Below are 16,437 nucleotides of genomic sequence, written 5' to 3'. Positions count from 1 at the left end.
GTTTAGAAATTGCGAAAACTTAAAGAAATGAGCAATGAAGAAATGGATAACCTGGATTTAATTATTAATCTAATAAGCTATTCAAAAAAGCTAGAAAGAATGATAATTCAACTAAGATCAGAAGTGAATGCATTAACACCGGAAGGTGAAAATCTTCCTTATTTTGAACTCCATAGCGATATTTACGAAAATTTCTTTGATTATCCAACTATAATAAGGTATCAGAAATATATTGAATTATATTTTGATATGGAAGATTTATAGAATAAGACAGCCCTAGAGCTATATCAATAAGCTTTAGGGCTTTTTTAGAAATAGAAAGCTAGTATAGGAAGAAAACCGGCTTTCATAAGACAGTGGCTCTCCTTTCCGCAATGACTGGCTCAATTGTCCGCAAACAGTGGCTCAAAACTCCGCACTACTGGCTCAATCTGTCCGCAATACTCAGGGGATGGATGGAGAAAAAGTAGAAATAAACAGAAACTATCTAGCCGTGAACCCTATTTATGATTTACAGAATAGACCAATAGAGATTTCAAAACCCAAAGAAAATGAAATAAGTGTATTGATACCTGAAAAATTTCAGCCTTATCAGGAAGAAATTATCCAGCAACTTGAAAATGATTACCAAGGTTCTTATAATATAAATAAAGATGAGCCTGTTCAAGTTAAACCAATCTTTGTGAGAAATAATCAGAATTACTTTTCTTTTTCTCCACAAGTAGCTGTACAAAATAATTATCAGATAGAAGATCCGATAGCAGTAGTAATCAATTACAAGTTTGATCCATTAATTTTAACAAATTCCATTTCTATGGGGGTTGGTTTTTATACAAAAAACGGGAATAATGAATTTCCCCTTCAAAACACCCAGAACTTAATTGATAAATATTCATTCACTGATACTTGGGAACCGGTGTCTGTTGCTTATGCTCAAGTAGAGGATAAAGTTACAAGAAACAAAGAACAGCTCAGCATAATATCCATTTACTGTAGCATTTACTTTGTATTAGTTATTACTTTGTTATTTTTTTCAGCCATTTATTATTTAGAAGCTAACAAGCAGATTTTAGCACTTCAATGGATCTTTGGATATAGTTTTTTCGAGAAACACTATTTAGTTTATCTATTTTTATTAGTATTTTGGAATATCATTTTTGTTATTTCTTTCTTTGTTAGCTACAATATTTCCATAATACTACCAATAGTGCTGCTTTTTGCTATACTTGATTTTATTTTGATTAGTTTTTTCATTTTATTGAAAGAACTCCAAGTAACTAAGGATATAATTAAAGATAAATAGCAAGGAGTGGAGCTAATGAAACGTAAAAAAATAGGATTAATCATTGCTGTTGTGGGAATATTACTCATTTCTACCACCATATATTATTTCTGGACCCATAATTATACTACACAAAATAATAATATACAGAATAGTCATGATAATAACGTTAATGAACTTGATTTAAATACTCCGTTTTCATCTAATGATCAGATAGAAGATCCGATAACAGAAATTAAATATTATACAGTTTATATAGAAGAAGGTGGAGATGGAACATCTTTTATACCAGAAACTCTTAATCCTGATTTTTCAAAAACGGATGGTTTTCATGTTAGTCTTTCTTTTGATGATGCTGGAAATATAATTACACACGATAAATTAATTGTCATTGAAAACTATACTTTATCAGAAGAAAATAAAAAACAAATAAAGGAAATAGCCGGAAATAACTACGAAGAAGCTATTAAAGAAATTGAAGAACACCTACATGATAACACTTAATATTAAAAATTATTTACGTAGTGATATATATTAAATCTTCACTCTACAGATTTGATTCTCGTATCTGTAGAGATTTTTTTGGATGATGGAATATCTGTATAAACAGCCAAACCTTTTGTATACTTGTCTCAAGACAAAGAAACAGGAGTTTTTTTGATTTGATTGTCAACTTAGAAGAAGCGAAAGGATTTTATATTGTATGTGGAAAAAACAGATACGCGGTATGGAATAGGTTCGCTAGTTCAGTCGTAGTTTGATTTAGATCCTTTCTATGTATTTGGCAAGTAAAAAATGTATGAAATGGCATTTAAATTTGTATGCCACTTGCCACCTCTAATTACTCATGTAATAAAGATTCTTTGTAACGGAAACTGTCTCCGGTAAAAAGCAATAAATGCGAGTGATGAATCAATCGGTCGATAACCGCCTCTGTCAGTATTGGGTCGCCAAAAACATGATTCCATTGGCCAAACTGCAGGTTAGTTGTGATGATAATACTTTTATTTTCGTAACACATAGAGATGACTTGAAATAAAAGCTCTGCCCCCTCCTTATTGAGGGGAATATAGCCAAGTTCATCCAATACTAATAAATCCAGCTTCTCAATCTGTTTCATTAGTTTCGTAAGGTTTCCCTGCTGATTAGCGTCGATTAATTTATTCACCAAGGATGCCACAGTGTAAAATCTGACCCGACTGCCAAACCTATGTATGGCATTTAAGCTGATTAACGATGCCAAATAGGTTTTCCCAGTCCCAACCCCGCCATACAAAATAAGGTTTTCCTTTTCACTAATGAAGTCTCCGTTCAAAACTCCCGCTCGGTCAATGCCCTGTGGAATTTGAATATGCTCCCACTGGTAAGGGTTGCTACCTGTCTTGGGTAGTCCAGCTTGCTTTAGTAGTAAGTTTATTTTCCTTTCCTCACGGTTCTGTACTTCATTCTCAAATAACTTCAGGAGGTATTCCTGATCACTATCAGCCTCTACATTGCTGTAGTTCTCTCTAATCCAACTCAGCTTTAAACGTTTGGCGTAAGCTTCTATTTGATCATTCATTGACTGATCCCTCCCTTCTGGAAGAAGGAATCATAATGGGATAACCCTCTTGTCGCATTTGGCACATTAGGTATAGACACCTTTGGTGTAATGGCGGTATGGGCATCGTTTTGGTTAAGTAATGAATAGAAACAATGCTTAATTTGATCAGTATCTGGGTGGCCATGTGTAGAGGCCAATTGTAAAGCCTCATTCAACAATGAAAAGTCATCATTCTTTAAAAGCCCTCCCAATAACCGCAAGGCACTCTTTTGTTCTTCCTCCGTACAATCAAGTAGGTATTCTGTCCAAATTGGCGGGAACTGCTCATAAATCCCTGAATACTTAATTGCCCTAGGGCGTTTCGATAGTAGATTCAAATAAGGCTGCCACACCATTGATTTTCTCTTTATGCCATATAATCTTGGATGTTTTACGATAACCTCATTATTCTCCTCCAAGATGGTTATATCGTTATATGTGATGCATACACGCACGTTCTGTTTGGCGAATCGAGGAGAAGTAGAGTATTGCTTCTTGTCTATTGAAATGAATCCGTATTTGTCTGATTTTATCTCCTCATATCGTGCGCATTCAAATCTTTTCTCAGGTAAGAGAAGCCAATTTTCTTGATCCTCCTTAAATAGTTCTGATTGAAGGATACCTTTCTCATAATGCAAACGATCGCGGTCCTGCTCTGCCATTTCCCAGAGTGTTTCATTGAATGGATCCAGTTCTAAAATTGTATTCTCTGGTAATAAAAAGTTATTTCTCACATATTTAACCATTGCTTCAACATGACCTTTTTCATTACCTTTACCAGGATTACAAAACTCGTATGTAAAACCATAATGCAGAACAAATCTATCAAAGGTCTCCGTTAACTCACGCTCTCCTTTTGCCCGAACTTTCTTTACTGCTGGTGATAAATTATCAAATCGAATCGTTTTGGGAACCCCTCCCATATGCTGGAACATGCGTTGTAACCCTTCCAGTAAACACTCTGTATTTTCCGAAGGAAAAACCTGAAAGTAAAAAGTATTACTGTTTGGAAAGGATATTACCAGATAAGGAAGATCAATCACTTCGGTATGGTACTTAAATGGTGCTGTCCCAAAGTCAACTTGTGCCGTACCCGGAATTGACTCAAGAGGCAATGCTGCGCTCTCCATATTCTCTTTTAATTCTCGTTTACGTTCTGAAACATAGTTGCGAACAGTACGGTAGGATCCTTTGAAACTATGGAATTTCTCTAGTTCCTGAAACATTCTTTTTGCTGTTCTATGATACTTCCTTTTCTTTTTTAAATCTTCCTTGATCCATTTATCCAAAATTGGCTTCACGGGATCCATGACTGGTGATTTACGTTGTTGCTTTTCTTTCTTCGTGAATTCCTCTTGATTGGCATACTTAGTTACTGTGCGGGGGTCAATTCCCATCCGTCTCCCCACACTGGCGTATGTTTCACCTTTTTGATTTACTTCATGTCTGATATAATCAACTTGTGCCACTGCTAACATCTCCTAATATCCTCCTGTTAAACGTTGTTGGTCCAACGAGGAGTTTAAAGTTATTTGGAGAGGTTGGCAAGTGGCCATTTAATTTATGCAGGGCCCTGCATAAATTAAATGCCAATCCCTACATAATTAGTTTGCCATAAACATTTCTAGGAAGTACTCTTTTTCTTTTGTGGAATCAAACAGGATCGTTTTAAAATTCTACACTGGGATGGGAAAGGTTTCTGGCTTTTATATTTATATAAATGATTTGGTTTAGAACAGTGAAAGAAGCACGGGAAGTAACCTCTCAACAAGTAGACTGGTTACTTTGTGGCTTTTCCATTGATCCGCCCTATTCCAATCACTTCTTCCCACGTTTTTTATTAATATGTTGATCGCTTTTAGGAGACGTATCTGGTGTTCTATACGTATTAAATGAGTACGGCGGATGATTTTTACCACTTGTGCGGTCTTTTTTACCACCTTTTGCGGGGGAATGTACCACTCTTTGCGGAGCACTTTACCATTCATATAAAGAATCCCCCCGACTACCAAAATCGAGGGGATTTCTTTATCCATTAAAACGGAAGAATTCCTAATCGAAGTTCAAGTTGCACTTTCTCACAACGCAGGCTGTCAATCTTTTTTTCTAACTCTTGTATCCTCTTTTCAAGTCTTACTATTTTGGTTTCATTATTAATTCCTTTTTCATAAGCTGTTCCAACATTACTTAAATCTATTAAGAAATCTAACATATCTAATTCAAGTATATAATAGTTTCCTTCATGTTCTGTTGCTTCCATTTCACCCTTAGCTATCCATCGATACACATCTTTTTCATCGCAATCCACCTCATAATTGTGTAAGAGATCAACCGTCTCTGCTATCGTCATATACTCATCCATTTAAAAACCCTCTCTTTTCTTATTTTAAAACCTTATATAAGCGGCTTATTTTCTTCATCATTCTCTTTTTGATGCTGCACGCCAAAACGCTCGCGCATAGATACTTTTCCGTCAATAAAAATATCATAAGAATCATGGACAATCCGGTCCAGAATAGCCTCTGCCAGGGTTCCACTTCCTAATTTTTCATACCATCCATCAAGGTCAAATTGGGAACAGAATATATTGGATTGCTTTGCCTGACGTCTTGTATTAATTACTTCCAGAAGAAGGGCTGTCTCTTCATCTGTTAAGGTATAAAGTAGCCATTCATCAAGAATAAGGAGGTCCACTTTCAGAAGCTTCCTCATTAGTTTGATATAGCTGTCATCTTGTTGATATTTTGCTATTTTGAATGCTTCTAATAAATCAGGAAGCCGTGTATATTGAACTTTAAAATGCTGACGGCATGCTTGTACGCCAAATGCAATAGCCATCCATGACTTTCCGGCTCCAGAGACTCCTTTAAAGATAATATTTCGTCCATCCAAAATGTAGCTGCCACTAGCTAAACGTAAAAGTAACTCTTTATCCAGTTTTCGGTCTTCGTAATAAAGAATGTCTTCCACGGAAGCAGATTCAGGAAAGGTTGCCTGTTTAAGAAGTCGGTTGATTTTATTGCTGTTTCGTCGGGACTCTTCTTGATCAATCAAGATGCTGAGTAATGTATCGAAATTCATTTCCTTATTTTTTTCATTGAAGAAAATGGTTTCATAGGCTTCTGCCATTCCTGATAGTTTTAATGCTTTTAGTTTATCTATATTCTGTTGATTCATTTATTTTTCCCTCCAAAATAAGAAGCCCCACGAGTAAAACCATGCTTATTTTGCTCATGTGTCTGCTTTTGTGTGAAAGCATTCTCTGCGTCTGCTTTTTTATTATTTTTAATTAGTGTTTGAATACTTTTCACCGTTGGACGATTCGTGATTTGATGGACCATTTTACAAGCACGTTCGATTTCGTAAACAGTGTAGGTGCGCTCCAGTTTCTTCAAGGCAAAGACAGATTTCATCGCTTGTTTTTCTACTTCATAACTATCCATTAGAAATCTCACCACCGCCAGCGTATGCTCTCCAATATTTTCTGCCCAATCCAACGCATCCTGTGGTGTTTGTTCCACGTAAAGTTTGTGGTTATCTGGCATATGATCATGTACCGTAGAATATTGCCCGTATTTCCCATGAAGCGTCAGATGGGATGCAATCCTCATGTAATTATAAAAAACTTCGATCACCTTACCGGAGACTTTTACATCGACTTGTTTTCCGATATACTCATAGGGAACAGAATAAAACATACTTTTTACCGAGATGTGATAATTAGGCTGTACTTTGGCTGTTCGCCACTCTGACATCTGGTAAGGTTCAGTGGGAAGAGGAGTAAGGGCAAACTTCTCCTCTTCCATAAACGCTGACCAACGGGAGCCTTCTTTTTTTGTGAAAGGGCGATGATTAAATTCCTCCAGTTTTTTTCGAATCTCCTGATTTATTTCTTCTAACGTAAAACATTGCGTATTCCTTAATGCGGCAATAATCCAGGTCGACACGGTATTTACAGAACTTTCTACGCTCGATTTGTCTTTTGGTGCACGCACACGTGCTGGCATGACGACCGAGTGATAATGACGAACCATTTCTTCGTATGTCTTGTTTAACACCAATTCTTTGGAGGTATGTTTGGTTATCCCAACTTTTAAATTATCAGGAACAATAATTTGAGTAATTCCTCCCATGTATTCAAATGTGTGTTGATGAAGCTTTATCCAAGCCGCTAAATCCATGGATAATGAACCTTCGACATAGGAAAGCTGCGAACACGGTAAAGTTGCCACAAATACATATACTTTTACTTTTTCTCCTGTATCCGGATCCACGATAAATAAAGTAGAACCAGCCCAATCTACTTCTAACAATTCCCCTGGTTTCCGTTTAATTCGCAGAGTAGCTTTGTGTTTTTGGGCAAAGTTATGATAGTGCTCTGTGAATGTCCGGTAGGCATAGGGAATCTTCCCTTGTTCTTGAGATTTCCTCACATACTCTTCATGAAGTAATGTTAAGGTAACATGTGGTTTGGCCAACTCTTGATGCAGGTAATCAAAATCAATCATATATCTGCCGGAAGCTTCTAGTTTTTTCTCAGGATAGAGAAAATCTTCAATCCAAGCATCCGTCATTTCTTCATCTAACGGACACTTCAATCCTCTTTTTTCCGCTAGCCGTATGACTTCTGTTACTTTTTGACGTGAATGCCGCGTCATCGCTGCGATATTTCGTAAACTCCTTTCCTCATCATATAATTTCAGCATCTGTCGATAGGGGAACATAAAAAACCTCCTGTATTCCTAATGTCATGCTGCTTGGCATGCATATTAAGTATACAGGAGGCGTTGAACTGGTAAAGCCTTCCGCAAAAGGTGGTAAAACTCTCCGCATTTGGTGGTAAAAAAGATTGCAAGGCTGGTACATTCTGAATGCAATATTCATTAAAGAAAAGGGAGAAACGTGTATGAGTTCGAAAGAGTCGTTAAACGAAAAAAGTATAAAGTAGGAAATACTGACAAAAACACGTGAAAATACATACAGATAAGCTTATTTTCTAATCTAATCTACCAAATAATTATAACGCTTAAACATGGATCTAATCCCTTGCATTTAGATTTTTATACTGCTATTATAAAGGGGAACATATTAGTATATGTGGCAATCATGTTGGCAGGGTTTTAGCTGATACATTAGGATATTGTCGAATGCGGATAATTTGTTCAAAAGCTTGCAAATCCTGATAGAATGCCACTTCAGAGTGTGTAAAGTAACAAGAGGAAATCAAAAAATTGAATACAAGCGATGAGATTCCTTTGGGGCAGGGTGTAATTCCCGACCGACGGTGATAAAGCGGAGAACCGCTTTTCAGTCCGTGACCCGGAGCACTTGCAAGAGTGTGAAGGTGGATTTGGTGAAAATCCAAAGCCGACAGTGATAGTCTGGATGGGAAAAGGAATTGGCGGAATAGTGTTCTTTTCAGATAGGAAAGGTTTATTTCTGTTAGCCAACTATTAGGGTAATGGAAAAAATGAAGATGCCTATCAGAGAAAGAAGCTGTTTTCTTAATGATGGAAAAAATCCACCATGAGGGCCCACTATCCAGCCAACTTTTTTTACAATATCTGAATCTATAAAACCCCAGGTCGAGTCGCCTGGGGTTTTTTGTGTATGAAAAAAGGAGAGCGACCTATGAAAACAAAACAGGAATGGATGAATCTGGCATTGAACCTGGCCGAGGCAACGATTGGCCAGACTAGCCCCAATCCATCAGTGGGGGCAGTGATGGTCAAAAACGGTGAATTGCTAGGCGTAGGCACACATCTGAAGGCGGGAGAAGCTCATGCCGAGGTGCACGCCATCGAACAAGCTGGTTCAAAGACCAAAGGGGCAGAGCTGTATGTCACCTTAGAACCCTGTGCCCATTATGGTCAAACACCGCCCTGTGCAGAGCTGATTGTACATCATCAATTGAAAAAGGTCTATATCGCTTGCCTTGATCCTAACCCTAAAGTAGCGGGAAAAGGTGTGGAAATACTCGAACATGCCGGTGTGGAGGTTGAAGTGGGATTGCTGGAACAGCGTGCCCTAACGATCAACCAACATTTCTTCCATTACCAGCATAAGCGTCGCCCTTTTGTTACCTTGAAGGCGGCGATGACATTAGATGGAAAAACAGCGACCAGCACAGGGGACAGCAAGTGGATTACCTCAGCGTCGGCTCGTATCGATGTGCATCGGCAACGCCATCGTCATGATGCGATTTTGGTTGGGCGCAACACTGTCATCGAGGATAATCCCAGCCTGACTACCCGTTTAGCCGGTGGTGGGAAAGATCCGATCCGGGTGATTCTGGATACCAAACTATCGCTGCAAGGGGATCTTGCTATCTTTGATGAGCAGGCAGATACGTGGTTGGTTTGCGGCAATCAAGCAGACAAGGAAGCTTTTTGTCAGCAACACCCTGAGGTGAAAGTGATTCAGCTGTCAAGCGCTCGGATCGATATGACGGATCTGCTGGAAATATTAGCAGAAGAAGGTATTCAATCTCTCTATGTCGAAGGTGGAGCCACCGTCCATCGCAGTTTTTTGGAAGAGCAATTAGTCGACGAATGTCATTGGTACATTGCCCCGAAACTGCTAGGTGGCCAAGACGCACAAGCGGTAATCGGCGGAATATCGCCACAATGGATGCAAGAAGCAAGCGACTTTACCTTTTCCCAAATCGAACAGATCGGCCCTGATCTGAAAATTATCGCAACACCAAAGGAGGATGTCTGATGTTTACTGGCATTATTGAAGAAAAAGGGCGTCTGCAAGCCATCAAACAGGATAATCAATCCCTGCAACTAGTCATTCAGGCAAGTAAGATCACCACTGATTTGAAGGTGGGGGACAGTATCTCGGTTAATGGTGTCTGCTTAACGGTCACCGATTTTACGGCTACCAGTTTTCAAGTAGATGTGATTCCTGAAACCTTTCGTGGTTCCTCATTGGCACAGCTCTCTCGGCAATCACCGGTTAATTTAGAAAGGGCAATGGCCGCAAATGGCCGTTTTGGTGGTCATTTTGTCTCGGGTCATGTCGATGCAACAGGGAAAATCACTCGGGTTTGGCAGGAGGATAACGCGAAATATTATCAAATAGCCGTGCCAGATTCCCGCTATATTTCTAATAAAGGCTCGGTGGCGGTCGATGGCACGTCATTGACGGTCTTTGGCGTGACGGATCACCATTTTACGATTTCGTTAATCCCTGAAACGCAGCAAGCGACCGTATTGGGAGAGAAAAAAATCGGAGATACCGTCAATGTCGAATTTGATATGCTGGCCAAATATATGGAGCGACTACTGCAGCAACCTGCCGAGGGATTAACGGAAGATAAGCTTGAGCAATATGGATTTTAGGAGGTGCACCAATGAAACATTCTGTAGAAACTGCCATTACGGCGTTACAACAAGGGAAAGTCATTATTGTGGTGGACGCACAGGATCGGGAAAATGAAGGAGATTTTGTTGCCTTAGCAGATCACACGACTCCCGAGGTTATCAATTTTATGGCGAGGGAAGGGCGCGGGTTAATCTGTGTGCCAATGGCTAAGCAATATGCCGATCATTTCCAGCTGAAACAGATGGTCAGCCATAACACCGATGACTATGGCACCAATTTCACCGTAAGTATTGATTATAAACAGACACATACCGGTATTAGCGCGCAGGAACGGGCCTTAACTGTACAAAAATTGGTCGATCCAACCGCTCAGGCGGCCGACTTTAACCGCCCGGGTCATATTTTTCCTTTGATCGCCAAAGAGGCAGGGGTATTGGAACGTACGGGGCACACGGAAGCGGCTGTTGATTTGGCGCGATTAGCTGGGGCCAGTCCAGTAAGTGTGATTTGTGAGGTAATGAAGGAAGACGGTACAATGGCTCGTCAACCAGATTTGGAAGAGATCGCCGAACAATATGATATGCCGCTGATCACGATTCAAGAGTTGATTCAATACCGCAAACGTTATGATCAACTGATTATCAAGGAGGCAGATATTCATTTGCCTACTGCCTTTGGCGATTTTCGCTTAGCGGCCTATACGGAGAAGTATACTGGTCAAGAACATGTCGCCTTATATACTGGAGAGATTATGGCAGAAAAGCCGACGCTTGTCCGCGTGCATTCGGAATGTCTAACCGGGGATGCCTTTAGCTCGGAGCGTTGTGACTGCGGCCCGCAATTGGTCAAGGCCTTGGAGGAGATCCAAGCCGCTGGAACCGGAGTCCTTGTTTATATGCGCCAGGAAGGCAGGGGGATCGGCTTGGTGAATAAAATGAAGGCTTATCACTTACAGGAGCAGGGTTTTGATACGGTGGAGGCTAATCATCAGTTGGGCTTTCCGGATGATTTAAGGGATTATGCCATCAGCGCACAGATATTGCGAGATTTAGGTGTGGGTAAGCTGCATTTACTAACCAATAATCCGCGTAAGCTTTCCAGTATCGAGTCCTATGGTTTGGAGTTAGTTGGGAGAAAAGCGATTGAAATGCCCCCTAATAAAAATAATCAAAAATATTTAGCTACTAAAGCAGAAAAATTGAACCATCTTTTGCAACTATAAATGAGTGGAGGAATGTAACATGGGAAGAATATTAGAAGGAAATCTAGTCGGAACAGATCTGAAGGTAGGCATTGTCGTGGGAAGGTTTAATGAATTTATTACTGGAAAATTGCTAAATGGTGCAGAGGATGCCTTGCGCCGGCATGGTGTGGCAGAAGTAGATGTCGATATTGCCTGGGTGCCGGGGGCTTTTGAGATTCCCTTGGCGGCGAAGAAGCTGGCGGATTCTGGCAAGTATGATGCGGTGATTACTTTGGGAACGGTCATTCGTGGTTCAACACCGCATTTTGATTATGTCAGCAATGAGGTATCCAAAGGGGTGGCCAGTGTCTCCATGGACGCCGGTCTTCCTGTCATCTTCGGTGTACTTACAACCGATACGATTGAACAGGCAATTGAGCGTGCCGGTACGAAGGCTGGTAATAAAGGAGCAGAAGCTGCCGTAGCGGCGATTGAAATGGCAAATCTGCTGCGCGAAATGTAACCAATCACATACCTGATCGCAGACCACCTTTTGAGCAGGGTGGTCTGCTTCCTGTTTACAACAAGGTTTGAATATCCTTTTCCATATCCTTAGGTTCCGTTTTGGGCGCATATCGTTTGATGACCTGGCCCTCTTCATCGATTAAAAATTTGGTGAAATTCCATTTGACTTGATCAGAAATAATCCCAGGTGCTTCTTTGGTTAAATGCTGAAACAGTGGGTGTGCGTTTTTGCCACGTACGTCAACCTTGGCAAACATCGGAAAGCTGACACCATAATGTTGTCGGCAATATTCCTCGGCCTCTTGACTAGTACCTGGTTCTTGATTCATAAATTGATTACTGGGAAAACCTAGTATTTCTAAGCCTTGATCTTTATATTTTTTATATAATTCCTGCAAACCATCAAATTGAGGGGTGAAGCCGCATTTACTCGCCGTATTGACCACAATCATCGCTTTACTTTGATAATCGGCTAGCTTCTTTTCCTCTCCCTGGATAGTTGTAATAGGAATATCATAAATAGACATAAGATCGCCTCCTTGCTCCTAAGGATAGCACATGTTAGAATACGTTTTCAAAAAAACCGTGTCTGGAAATAACGTAAGGGACTGGAAACCAGTATAAAAACATGATAAAATAATTCCTTGCAAGATTATAAAAGATCAACCAACCTAAAAAGATTTATATCTTGCAAATATGAATTGATAGGTGGTAAAAAACGAATGGAAAAGTATCAAGTATTATTGTATTACAAATTTGTAACGATGGAAGATCCGGAGACCTTTGCGCAAGAGCACTTACGTTTTTGTAAGGAGCTTGGTTTGAAAGGTCGTATCCTCGTTGCGGAAGAAGGAATTAATGGTACCGTGTCGGGAACGGTGGAGCAGACCAATAAGTACATGGAAGCGATGCACGCCGATCCGAAATTTGCCGATATGATGTTCAAGGTGGACGAAGCAGAACAGCATGCCTTTAAGAAAATGCATTGCCGACCACGTGCTGAATTGGTCAGCTTGCGTTTAGGTGAAGAATATGTTGACCCTCGCGATGATAATGCGGAATTGTTAGATCCACAAGCCTTCTATGAGGCGATGCAAGAGGAAGATACGGTGATTTTGGATACGCGTAATGATTATGAATATGAATTAGGTCATTTCCGTGGTGCGATTAATCCAGATATCGAGACGTTCCGTGATTTACCGGAATGGATTGAAGAGCACCGGGAAGAGCTAGAGGATAAAAAGGTATTGATGTATTGTACAGGCGGGATTCGCTGTGAGAAATTTTCGGGCTGGATGAAACAGAAAGGCTTTGATGATATCGGCCAACTGCATGGTGGTGTGGTCACTTACGGTAAAGATCCAGAGATACAAGGGGAACTTTGGGACGGTCAGCTTTATGTCTTTGACGAACGTATCTCCGTACCCGTTAATCGCAAGGAGCATAACGTTGTCGGGCGCGATTATTTTGACGGGAAGCCTTGTGAACGTTATGCCAACTGTGCCAATCCAGATTGCAATCGCCAAATCCTCTGCTCTGAGGAAAATGAGCATAAATATATGCGCGGCTGCACTCATGAGTGCCGTGTTCATCCGCGTAATTTATATGTGCAGGAACACAACTTGTCCGAGGAAGATATCCAAGCACGGCTAGATCGGATTGCCAAAGAAGATGGTGTGACGCAAGAAGCTTAATAGGAAACAGCAAACACAAAGGAGAATGGTTCCTTTGTGTTTTTGTTAGAAATGCAATGGGATGATCAATTTTTTAATTCTGTCCGTAAGAAAACGTGTGAATCTCGCGGACTGAAGAAAGCAAATTCCGTTCTACAGTCCGTAAGAATGAATCTAACGGACAAAAACCGGCCAACCAGCAAAGTTTTGTCCGTAAGAATGGATCTAACGGACAGAAACCGACCGACCCGCAAAGTTTTGTCCGTAAGAATGGATCTAACGGACAAAAACTGGCCAATCAGCAAAGTTTTGTCCGTAAGAATGGATCTAACGGACAAAAACTGGCCAATCAGCAAAGTTTTGTCCGTAAGAATGAATCTAACGGACAAAAACTGGCCGACCCGCAAAGTTTTGTCCGTAAGATAAAGTCGATTCCACGGTTCCCACCACAACCGTCATTCGTAACGGTAAGCCTTGTTTCATTATTCTGTTTCTTCCCAGTTCCTTGTATACCACTTGATCAAGGCCTGTGTACCGCGATCTTCCATGCCTCTTGCCGCCAACTCTTCATAAAGCTCTAAGGAAAGCGCAAGACCAGGAGTATCCAAACCTAATTTTTTCGCATTTTGCAGGGCGATTTTCATATCCTTAATAAAATGTTTGATATAAAAGCCGGGATCTGTATCGTTTTTGATCATACGGGGTCCCAGATTAGAGAGGGACCAGCTTCCGGCCGCACCGGTGGCAATACTCTTCAAGACACGTACCGGATCAAGACCAGCTTGTTTGGCATACATAATTGCCTCGGCTACTCCGATCATATTAGAGGCAATTGCTACTTGATTGGCCAACTTAGTATGCTGTCCGGCTCCGGGTGGTCCTTGTAAGACGATATTTTCTCCCATTAATTCTAAAATAGGTAGTACTTCCGCATAATCTTCCTGTGTTCCGCCAACCATAATCGTAAGTTCGGCATTTTGAGCACCAATGTCTCCACCGGATACGGGAGCGTCTAAGCTATGCAATCCTTTTTCTTTTGCTTCTTGATAAATTTTTTCCGCTAAGCCGGGATCAGAAGTGGTCATATCGATGAGAAAAGACCCAGGATGGGCGTGGGCCATGATGCCATCGTTCCCGAAATAGATCTCTTCTACGTCGGTTGGATAACCAACCATTGTGATTACGATATCTGCTTTTTCTGCTACCTCAGCAACAGTTTGTTCCCAAATAGCACCTGATTGCAAGAGGTTAGCTGCCTTATCCTTGGTGCGTGTGTATACGTGGACGGTGTGTCCAGCATCCATAAGCTGTTCTGCCATACTTTTTCCCATGACGCCCGTCCCGATAAAACCTATTTTCTGCATAGAGAGTCATCCCTTCTTTGTTATTTATTTCGGTGTAAATGGCCCGTAACTCTAAGCCTTAAAGCGTATACAAGTGAGGCGAAAAAAGAGTTAACAAATGCCAATGCCCGGTTCCTCTTCCTTTATTAATAATGTATCAGATTAGGAGAGGAAATAAAAAGAAAACAAGCTTGTTCATTGCGAGCTTGTTTTCTTTTTTTGCTGCGGAGTGCCTTATTTCCAATAAAGCCATCTTGCTTTATTGAGCGTTTTGTTGTTCTGCCAACTCTAAAGTGGTAGTTTGCAAGTTTCCATCACGATAGAAAGTAATGTCCACTTCTTCACCTACACTAGTTTCACTATAGAGATATTTTTTCAGTTCTAACATCGATTCAATGTCTTTATCATTAATTTTGGTAATGACGTCATATCGTTGAAGCCCGGCTTGTTCTGCTGGTGCATTTGGTTCAATTTGGGCGATGACGACCCCATTTTCTACACTTTCATCTAAATTCAATGTTTCTTGTAAATTGCGCTCAGGAACGGTAGATAAGTCAACAGCACTTAGACCTAGGAATGGACGTTGTACTTGTTCACCTTGTTCTAGTTGGTCAATAATCGGTTTGGCATCGTCAATCGGAATCGCGAAACCAATTCCTTCTACTTGGGATTGGGCAATTTTCATCGAATTAATACCAATTAATTTGCCGTCTGTGTTGATCAGCGCACCACCACTATTACCAGGGTTAATTGCCGCATCGGTTTGAATAACGCTGGTTGTCCAGTCTGGCTGGCCATCTTGGTTAAGGTCGATATCCACTGAACGATCTAATCCGCTGATAATCCCTTGTGTAACGGAACCAGCAAATTCTTGACCTAATGGATTACCGATCGCAATGGCTGTTTCGCCCACTGTAATGTCTTCGGAAGATCCCATTTCGGCTACCGTGGAGATCTGGTCACTTGCAATACGTAACACGGCTAAGTCAGATAATTGATCAGAGCCAAGCACGTCTGCCTGTACATGTTCTCCATTGGTTAAGGTGACTTCTACTTCTTGGGCTCCTTCTACCACGTGGTTGTTGGTCACCACATAAGCATATTCACCATCTTTTTTATAAACGACACCTGATCCAGTGCCGGCCGCGTCGGCTTCTTCCCATAGGTTGGACTGCTGAATGTTGGAAATGCCTACAACGGCGTCAGAAACTTGACTGACCGCGTTACTTACTACATTGGCACTTGCTTCATTGTTTAAGGTAGTCGTTGTTGCGGCGGCGCCATCTTCCTGCGCTCCTTCCGTTTCCTCTGTAGGTGTCTGTTCTTCTCCAGCTGTCGCCTCACTATTGTCATCCTGAATGATATTTAGAAATATTCCACCGGTGAATAAGGCGGCTATGACACCCCCAGCGACCCCGCTCAATAACATGGGTAATGTGTTTTTTTCTTTTTTGGGTTGAGGGTTTGTTTGATTTTGTTCCATTTATTTCACAACCTTTCGTCGATTTGTTGTTTGATTT

Annotated in this window: 18 protein-coding genes, 1 pseudogene and 1 riboswitch; of the genes and pseudogenes, 10 read left to right on the top strand and 9 right to left on the bottom strand. The window is 40.8% G+C overall.

Annotation, left to right across the window (positions count from 1 at the left end):
• The first annotated feature begins 9 nt into the window (after positions 1–9).
• The 3 genes from E0E32_RS04750 to E0E32_RS04740 all read left to right on the top strand — a co-directional run bounded on the left by E0E32_RS04750 (position 10) and on the right by E0E32_RS04740 (position 1,786).
• The gene (locus E0E32_RS04750) at positions 10–264 is read left to right on the top strand and encodes a hypothetical protein (RefSeq protein WP_130859138.1); all 255 of its coding nucleotides are present in this window, start codon (positions 10–12) and stop codon (positions 262–264) included.
• A 136-nt stretch (positions 265–400) separates the two neighbouring features.
• Positions 401–1,303, top strand: a complete 903-nt coding sequence (locus E0E32_RS04745) for a DUF1430 domain-containing protein (protein ID WP_130859137.1) — start codon at positions 401–403, stop codon at positions 1,301–1,303.
• Positions 1,304–1,318: 15 nt separating this feature from the next.
• The gene (locus tag E0E32_RS04740) at positions 1,319–1,786 is read left to right on the top strand and encodes a hypothetical protein (protein ID WP_130859136.1); all 468 of its coding nucleotides are present in this window, start codon (positions 1,319–1,321) and stop codon (positions 1,784–1,786) included.
• A 337-nt stretch (positions 1,787–2,123) separates the two neighbouring features.
• Here the strand turns inward: E0E32_RS04740 and istB (E0E32_RS04735) are convergent, their stop codons facing one another.
• Both istB (E0E32_RS04735) and istA (E0E32_RS04730) read right to left on the bottom strand, forming a co-directional pair.
• Positions 2,124–2,843: an IS21-like element helper ATPase IstB gene (gene istB, locus E0E32_RS04735; protein ID WP_130859135.1), complete on the bottom strand. Its 720-nt coding sequence runs from the start codon at positions 2,841–2,843 to the stop codon at positions 2,124–2,126.
• The gene (gene istA / locus E0E32_RS04730; protein ID WP_130859134.1) at positions 2,840–4,342 is read right to left on the bottom strand and encodes an IS21 family transposase; all 1,503 of its coding nucleotides are present in this window, start codon (positions 4,340–4,342) and stop codon (positions 2,840–2,842) included. The genes istB (E0E32_RS04735) and istA (E0E32_RS04730) overlap by 4 nt, the downstream gene beginning before the upstream one ends.
• Before the next feature lie 165 nt (positions 4,343–4,507).
• Between istA (E0E32_RS04730) and tnpB the strand changes: the two are divergent.
• Positions 4,508–4,588: pseudogene (tnpB, locus tag E0E32_RS22795) on the top strand (IS66 family insertion sequence element accessory protein TnpB); the annotation flags it as partial.
• Between the two features lie 6 nt (positions 4,589–4,594).
• Here tnpB and E0E32_RS04720 read toward each other — a convergent pair.
• Genes E0E32_RS04720 through istA (E0E32_RS04705) form a run of 4 tightly spaced genes read right to left on the bottom strand, consistent with a single transcriptional unit; the run spans position 4,595 to position 7,588 of the window.
• Positions 4,595–4,900: a hypothetical protein gene (locus E0E32_RS04720; protein WP_165444960.1), complete on the bottom strand. Its 306-nt coding sequence runs from the start codon at positions 4,898–4,900 to the stop codon at positions 4,595–4,597.
• Positions 4,900–5,226 carry a MerR family transcriptional regulator gene (locus E0E32_RS04715; protein ID WP_130859132.1) on the bottom strand — a complete coding sequence of 109 codons (327 nt, stop codon included), beginning with the start codon at positions 5,224–5,226 and terminating at the stop codon, positions 4,900–4,902. The genes E0E32_RS04720 and E0E32_RS04715 overlap by 1 nt, the downstream gene beginning before the upstream one ends.
• Before the next feature lie 32 nt (positions 5,227–5,258).
• Positions 5,259–6,041: an IS21-like element helper ATPase IstB gene (gene istB, locus E0E32_RS04710; protein ID WP_130859131.1), complete on the bottom strand. Its 783-nt coding sequence runs from the start codon at positions 6,039–6,041 to the stop codon at positions 5,259–5,261.
• On the bottom strand, positions 6,038–7,588 hold the full coding sequence (gene istA / locus E0E32_RS04705; protein ID WP_130859130.1) for an IS21 family transposase: 1,551 nt from the start codon (positions 7,586–7,588) through the stop codon (positions 6,038–6,040). Before istA (E0E32_RS04705) ends, istB (E0E32_RS04710) begins: the two co-directional genes overlap by 4 nt.
• A 523-nt stretch (positions 7,589–8,111) precedes the next feature.
• Positions 8,112–8,265, top strand: a riboswitch (FMN riboswitch).
• Between the two features lie 230 nt (positions 8,266–8,495).
• Between istA (E0E32_RS04705) and ribD the strand changes: the two genes are divergently transcribed.
• The 4 genes from ribD to ribH are packed head-to-tail and all read left to right on the top strand — an operon-like array spanning position 8,496 to position 11,899.
• On the top strand, positions 8,496–9,584 hold the full coding sequence (gene ribD, locus E0E32_RS04700; protein ID WP_130859129.1) for a bifunctional diaminohydroxyphosphoribosylaminopyrimidine deaminase/5-amino-6-(5-phosphoribosylamino)uracil reductase RibD: 1,089 nt from the start codon (positions 8,496–8,498) through the stop codon (positions 9,582–9,584).
• Complete coding sequence (ribE, locus tag E0E32_RS04695; protein WP_130859128.1) at positions 9,584–10,210, top strand: riboflavin synthase; 627 nt, start codon at positions 9,584–9,586, stop codon at positions 10,208–10,210. Before ribD ends, ribE begins: the two co-directional genes overlap by 1 nt.
• Before the next feature lie 11 nt (positions 10,211–10,221).
• On the top strand, positions 10,222–11,415 hold the full coding sequence (locus E0E32_RS04690) for a bifunctional 3,4-dihydroxy-2-butanone-4-phosphate synthase/GTP cyclohydrolase II (protein WP_130859127.1): 1,194 nt from the start codon (positions 10,222–10,224) through the stop codon (positions 11,413–11,415).
• 19 nt (positions 11,416–11,434) lie between these two features.
• The gene (ribH, locus tag E0E32_RS04685; RefSeq protein ID WP_066187537.1) at positions 11,435–11,899 is read left to right on the top strand and encodes a 6,7-dimethyl-8-ribityllumazine synthase; all 465 of its coding nucleotides are present in this window, start codon (positions 11,435–11,437) and stop codon (positions 11,897–11,899) included.
• 55 nt (positions 11,900–11,954) lie between these two features.
• Here the strand turns inward: ribH and E0E32_RS04680 are convergent, their stop codons facing one another.
• Positions 11,955–12,428 carry a glutathione peroxidase gene (locus E0E32_RS04680; RefSeq protein WP_130859126.1) on the bottom strand — a complete coding sequence of 158 codons (474 nt, stop codon included), beginning with the start codon at positions 12,426–12,428 and terminating at the stop codon, positions 11,955–11,957.
• Positions 12,429–12,623: 195 nt separating this feature from the next.
• On the opposite strand from E0E32_RS04680, the gene trhO reads away from it, so the two are divergent.
• Both trhO and E0E32_RS04670 read left to right on the top strand, forming a co-directional pair.
• A complete protein-coding gene (gene trhO / locus E0E32_RS04675) occupies positions 12,624–13,595 on the top strand; it encodes an oxygen-dependent tRNA uridine(34) hydroxylase TrhO (RefSeq protein ID WP_130859125.1) in 972 nt (323 codons plus the stop codon).
• Between the two features lie 42 nt (positions 13,596–13,637).
• Positions 13,638–14,000, top strand: coding sequence for a hypothetical protein (locus tag E0E32_RS04670; RefSeq protein ID WP_165444959.1), 363 nt, complete (start codon positions 13,638–13,640; stop codon positions 13,998–14,000).
• Between the two features lie 56 nt (positions 14,001–14,056).
• On the opposite strand, the gene E0E32_RS04665 is transcribed toward E0E32_RS04670, so the two are convergent.
• Together E0E32_RS04665 and E0E32_RS04660 are read right to left on the bottom strand one after the other, a co-directional pair.
• Complete coding sequence (locus tag E0E32_RS04665; RefSeq protein ID WP_130859123.1) at positions 14,057–14,938, bottom strand: NAD(P)-dependent oxidoreductase; 882 nt, start codon at positions 14,936–14,938, stop codon at positions 14,057–14,059.
• 238 nt (positions 14,939–15,176) lie between these two features.
• Positions 15,177–16,400, bottom strand: coding sequence for a S1C family serine protease (locus tag E0E32_RS04660; RefSeq protein ID WP_066187522.1), 1,224 nt, complete (start codon positions 16,398–16,400; stop codon positions 15,177–15,179).
• Positions 16,401–16,437: the final 37 nt, after the last annotated feature.

Source organism: Gracilibacillus phocaeensis, assembly GCF_900626275.1.
Taxonomy (GTDB): Bacteria; Bacillota; Bacilli; order Bacillales; family Amphibacillaceae; genus Gracilibacillus; species Gracilibacillus timonensis.
This window is presented reverse-complemented; position numbering and strand designations above follow the sequence as displayed.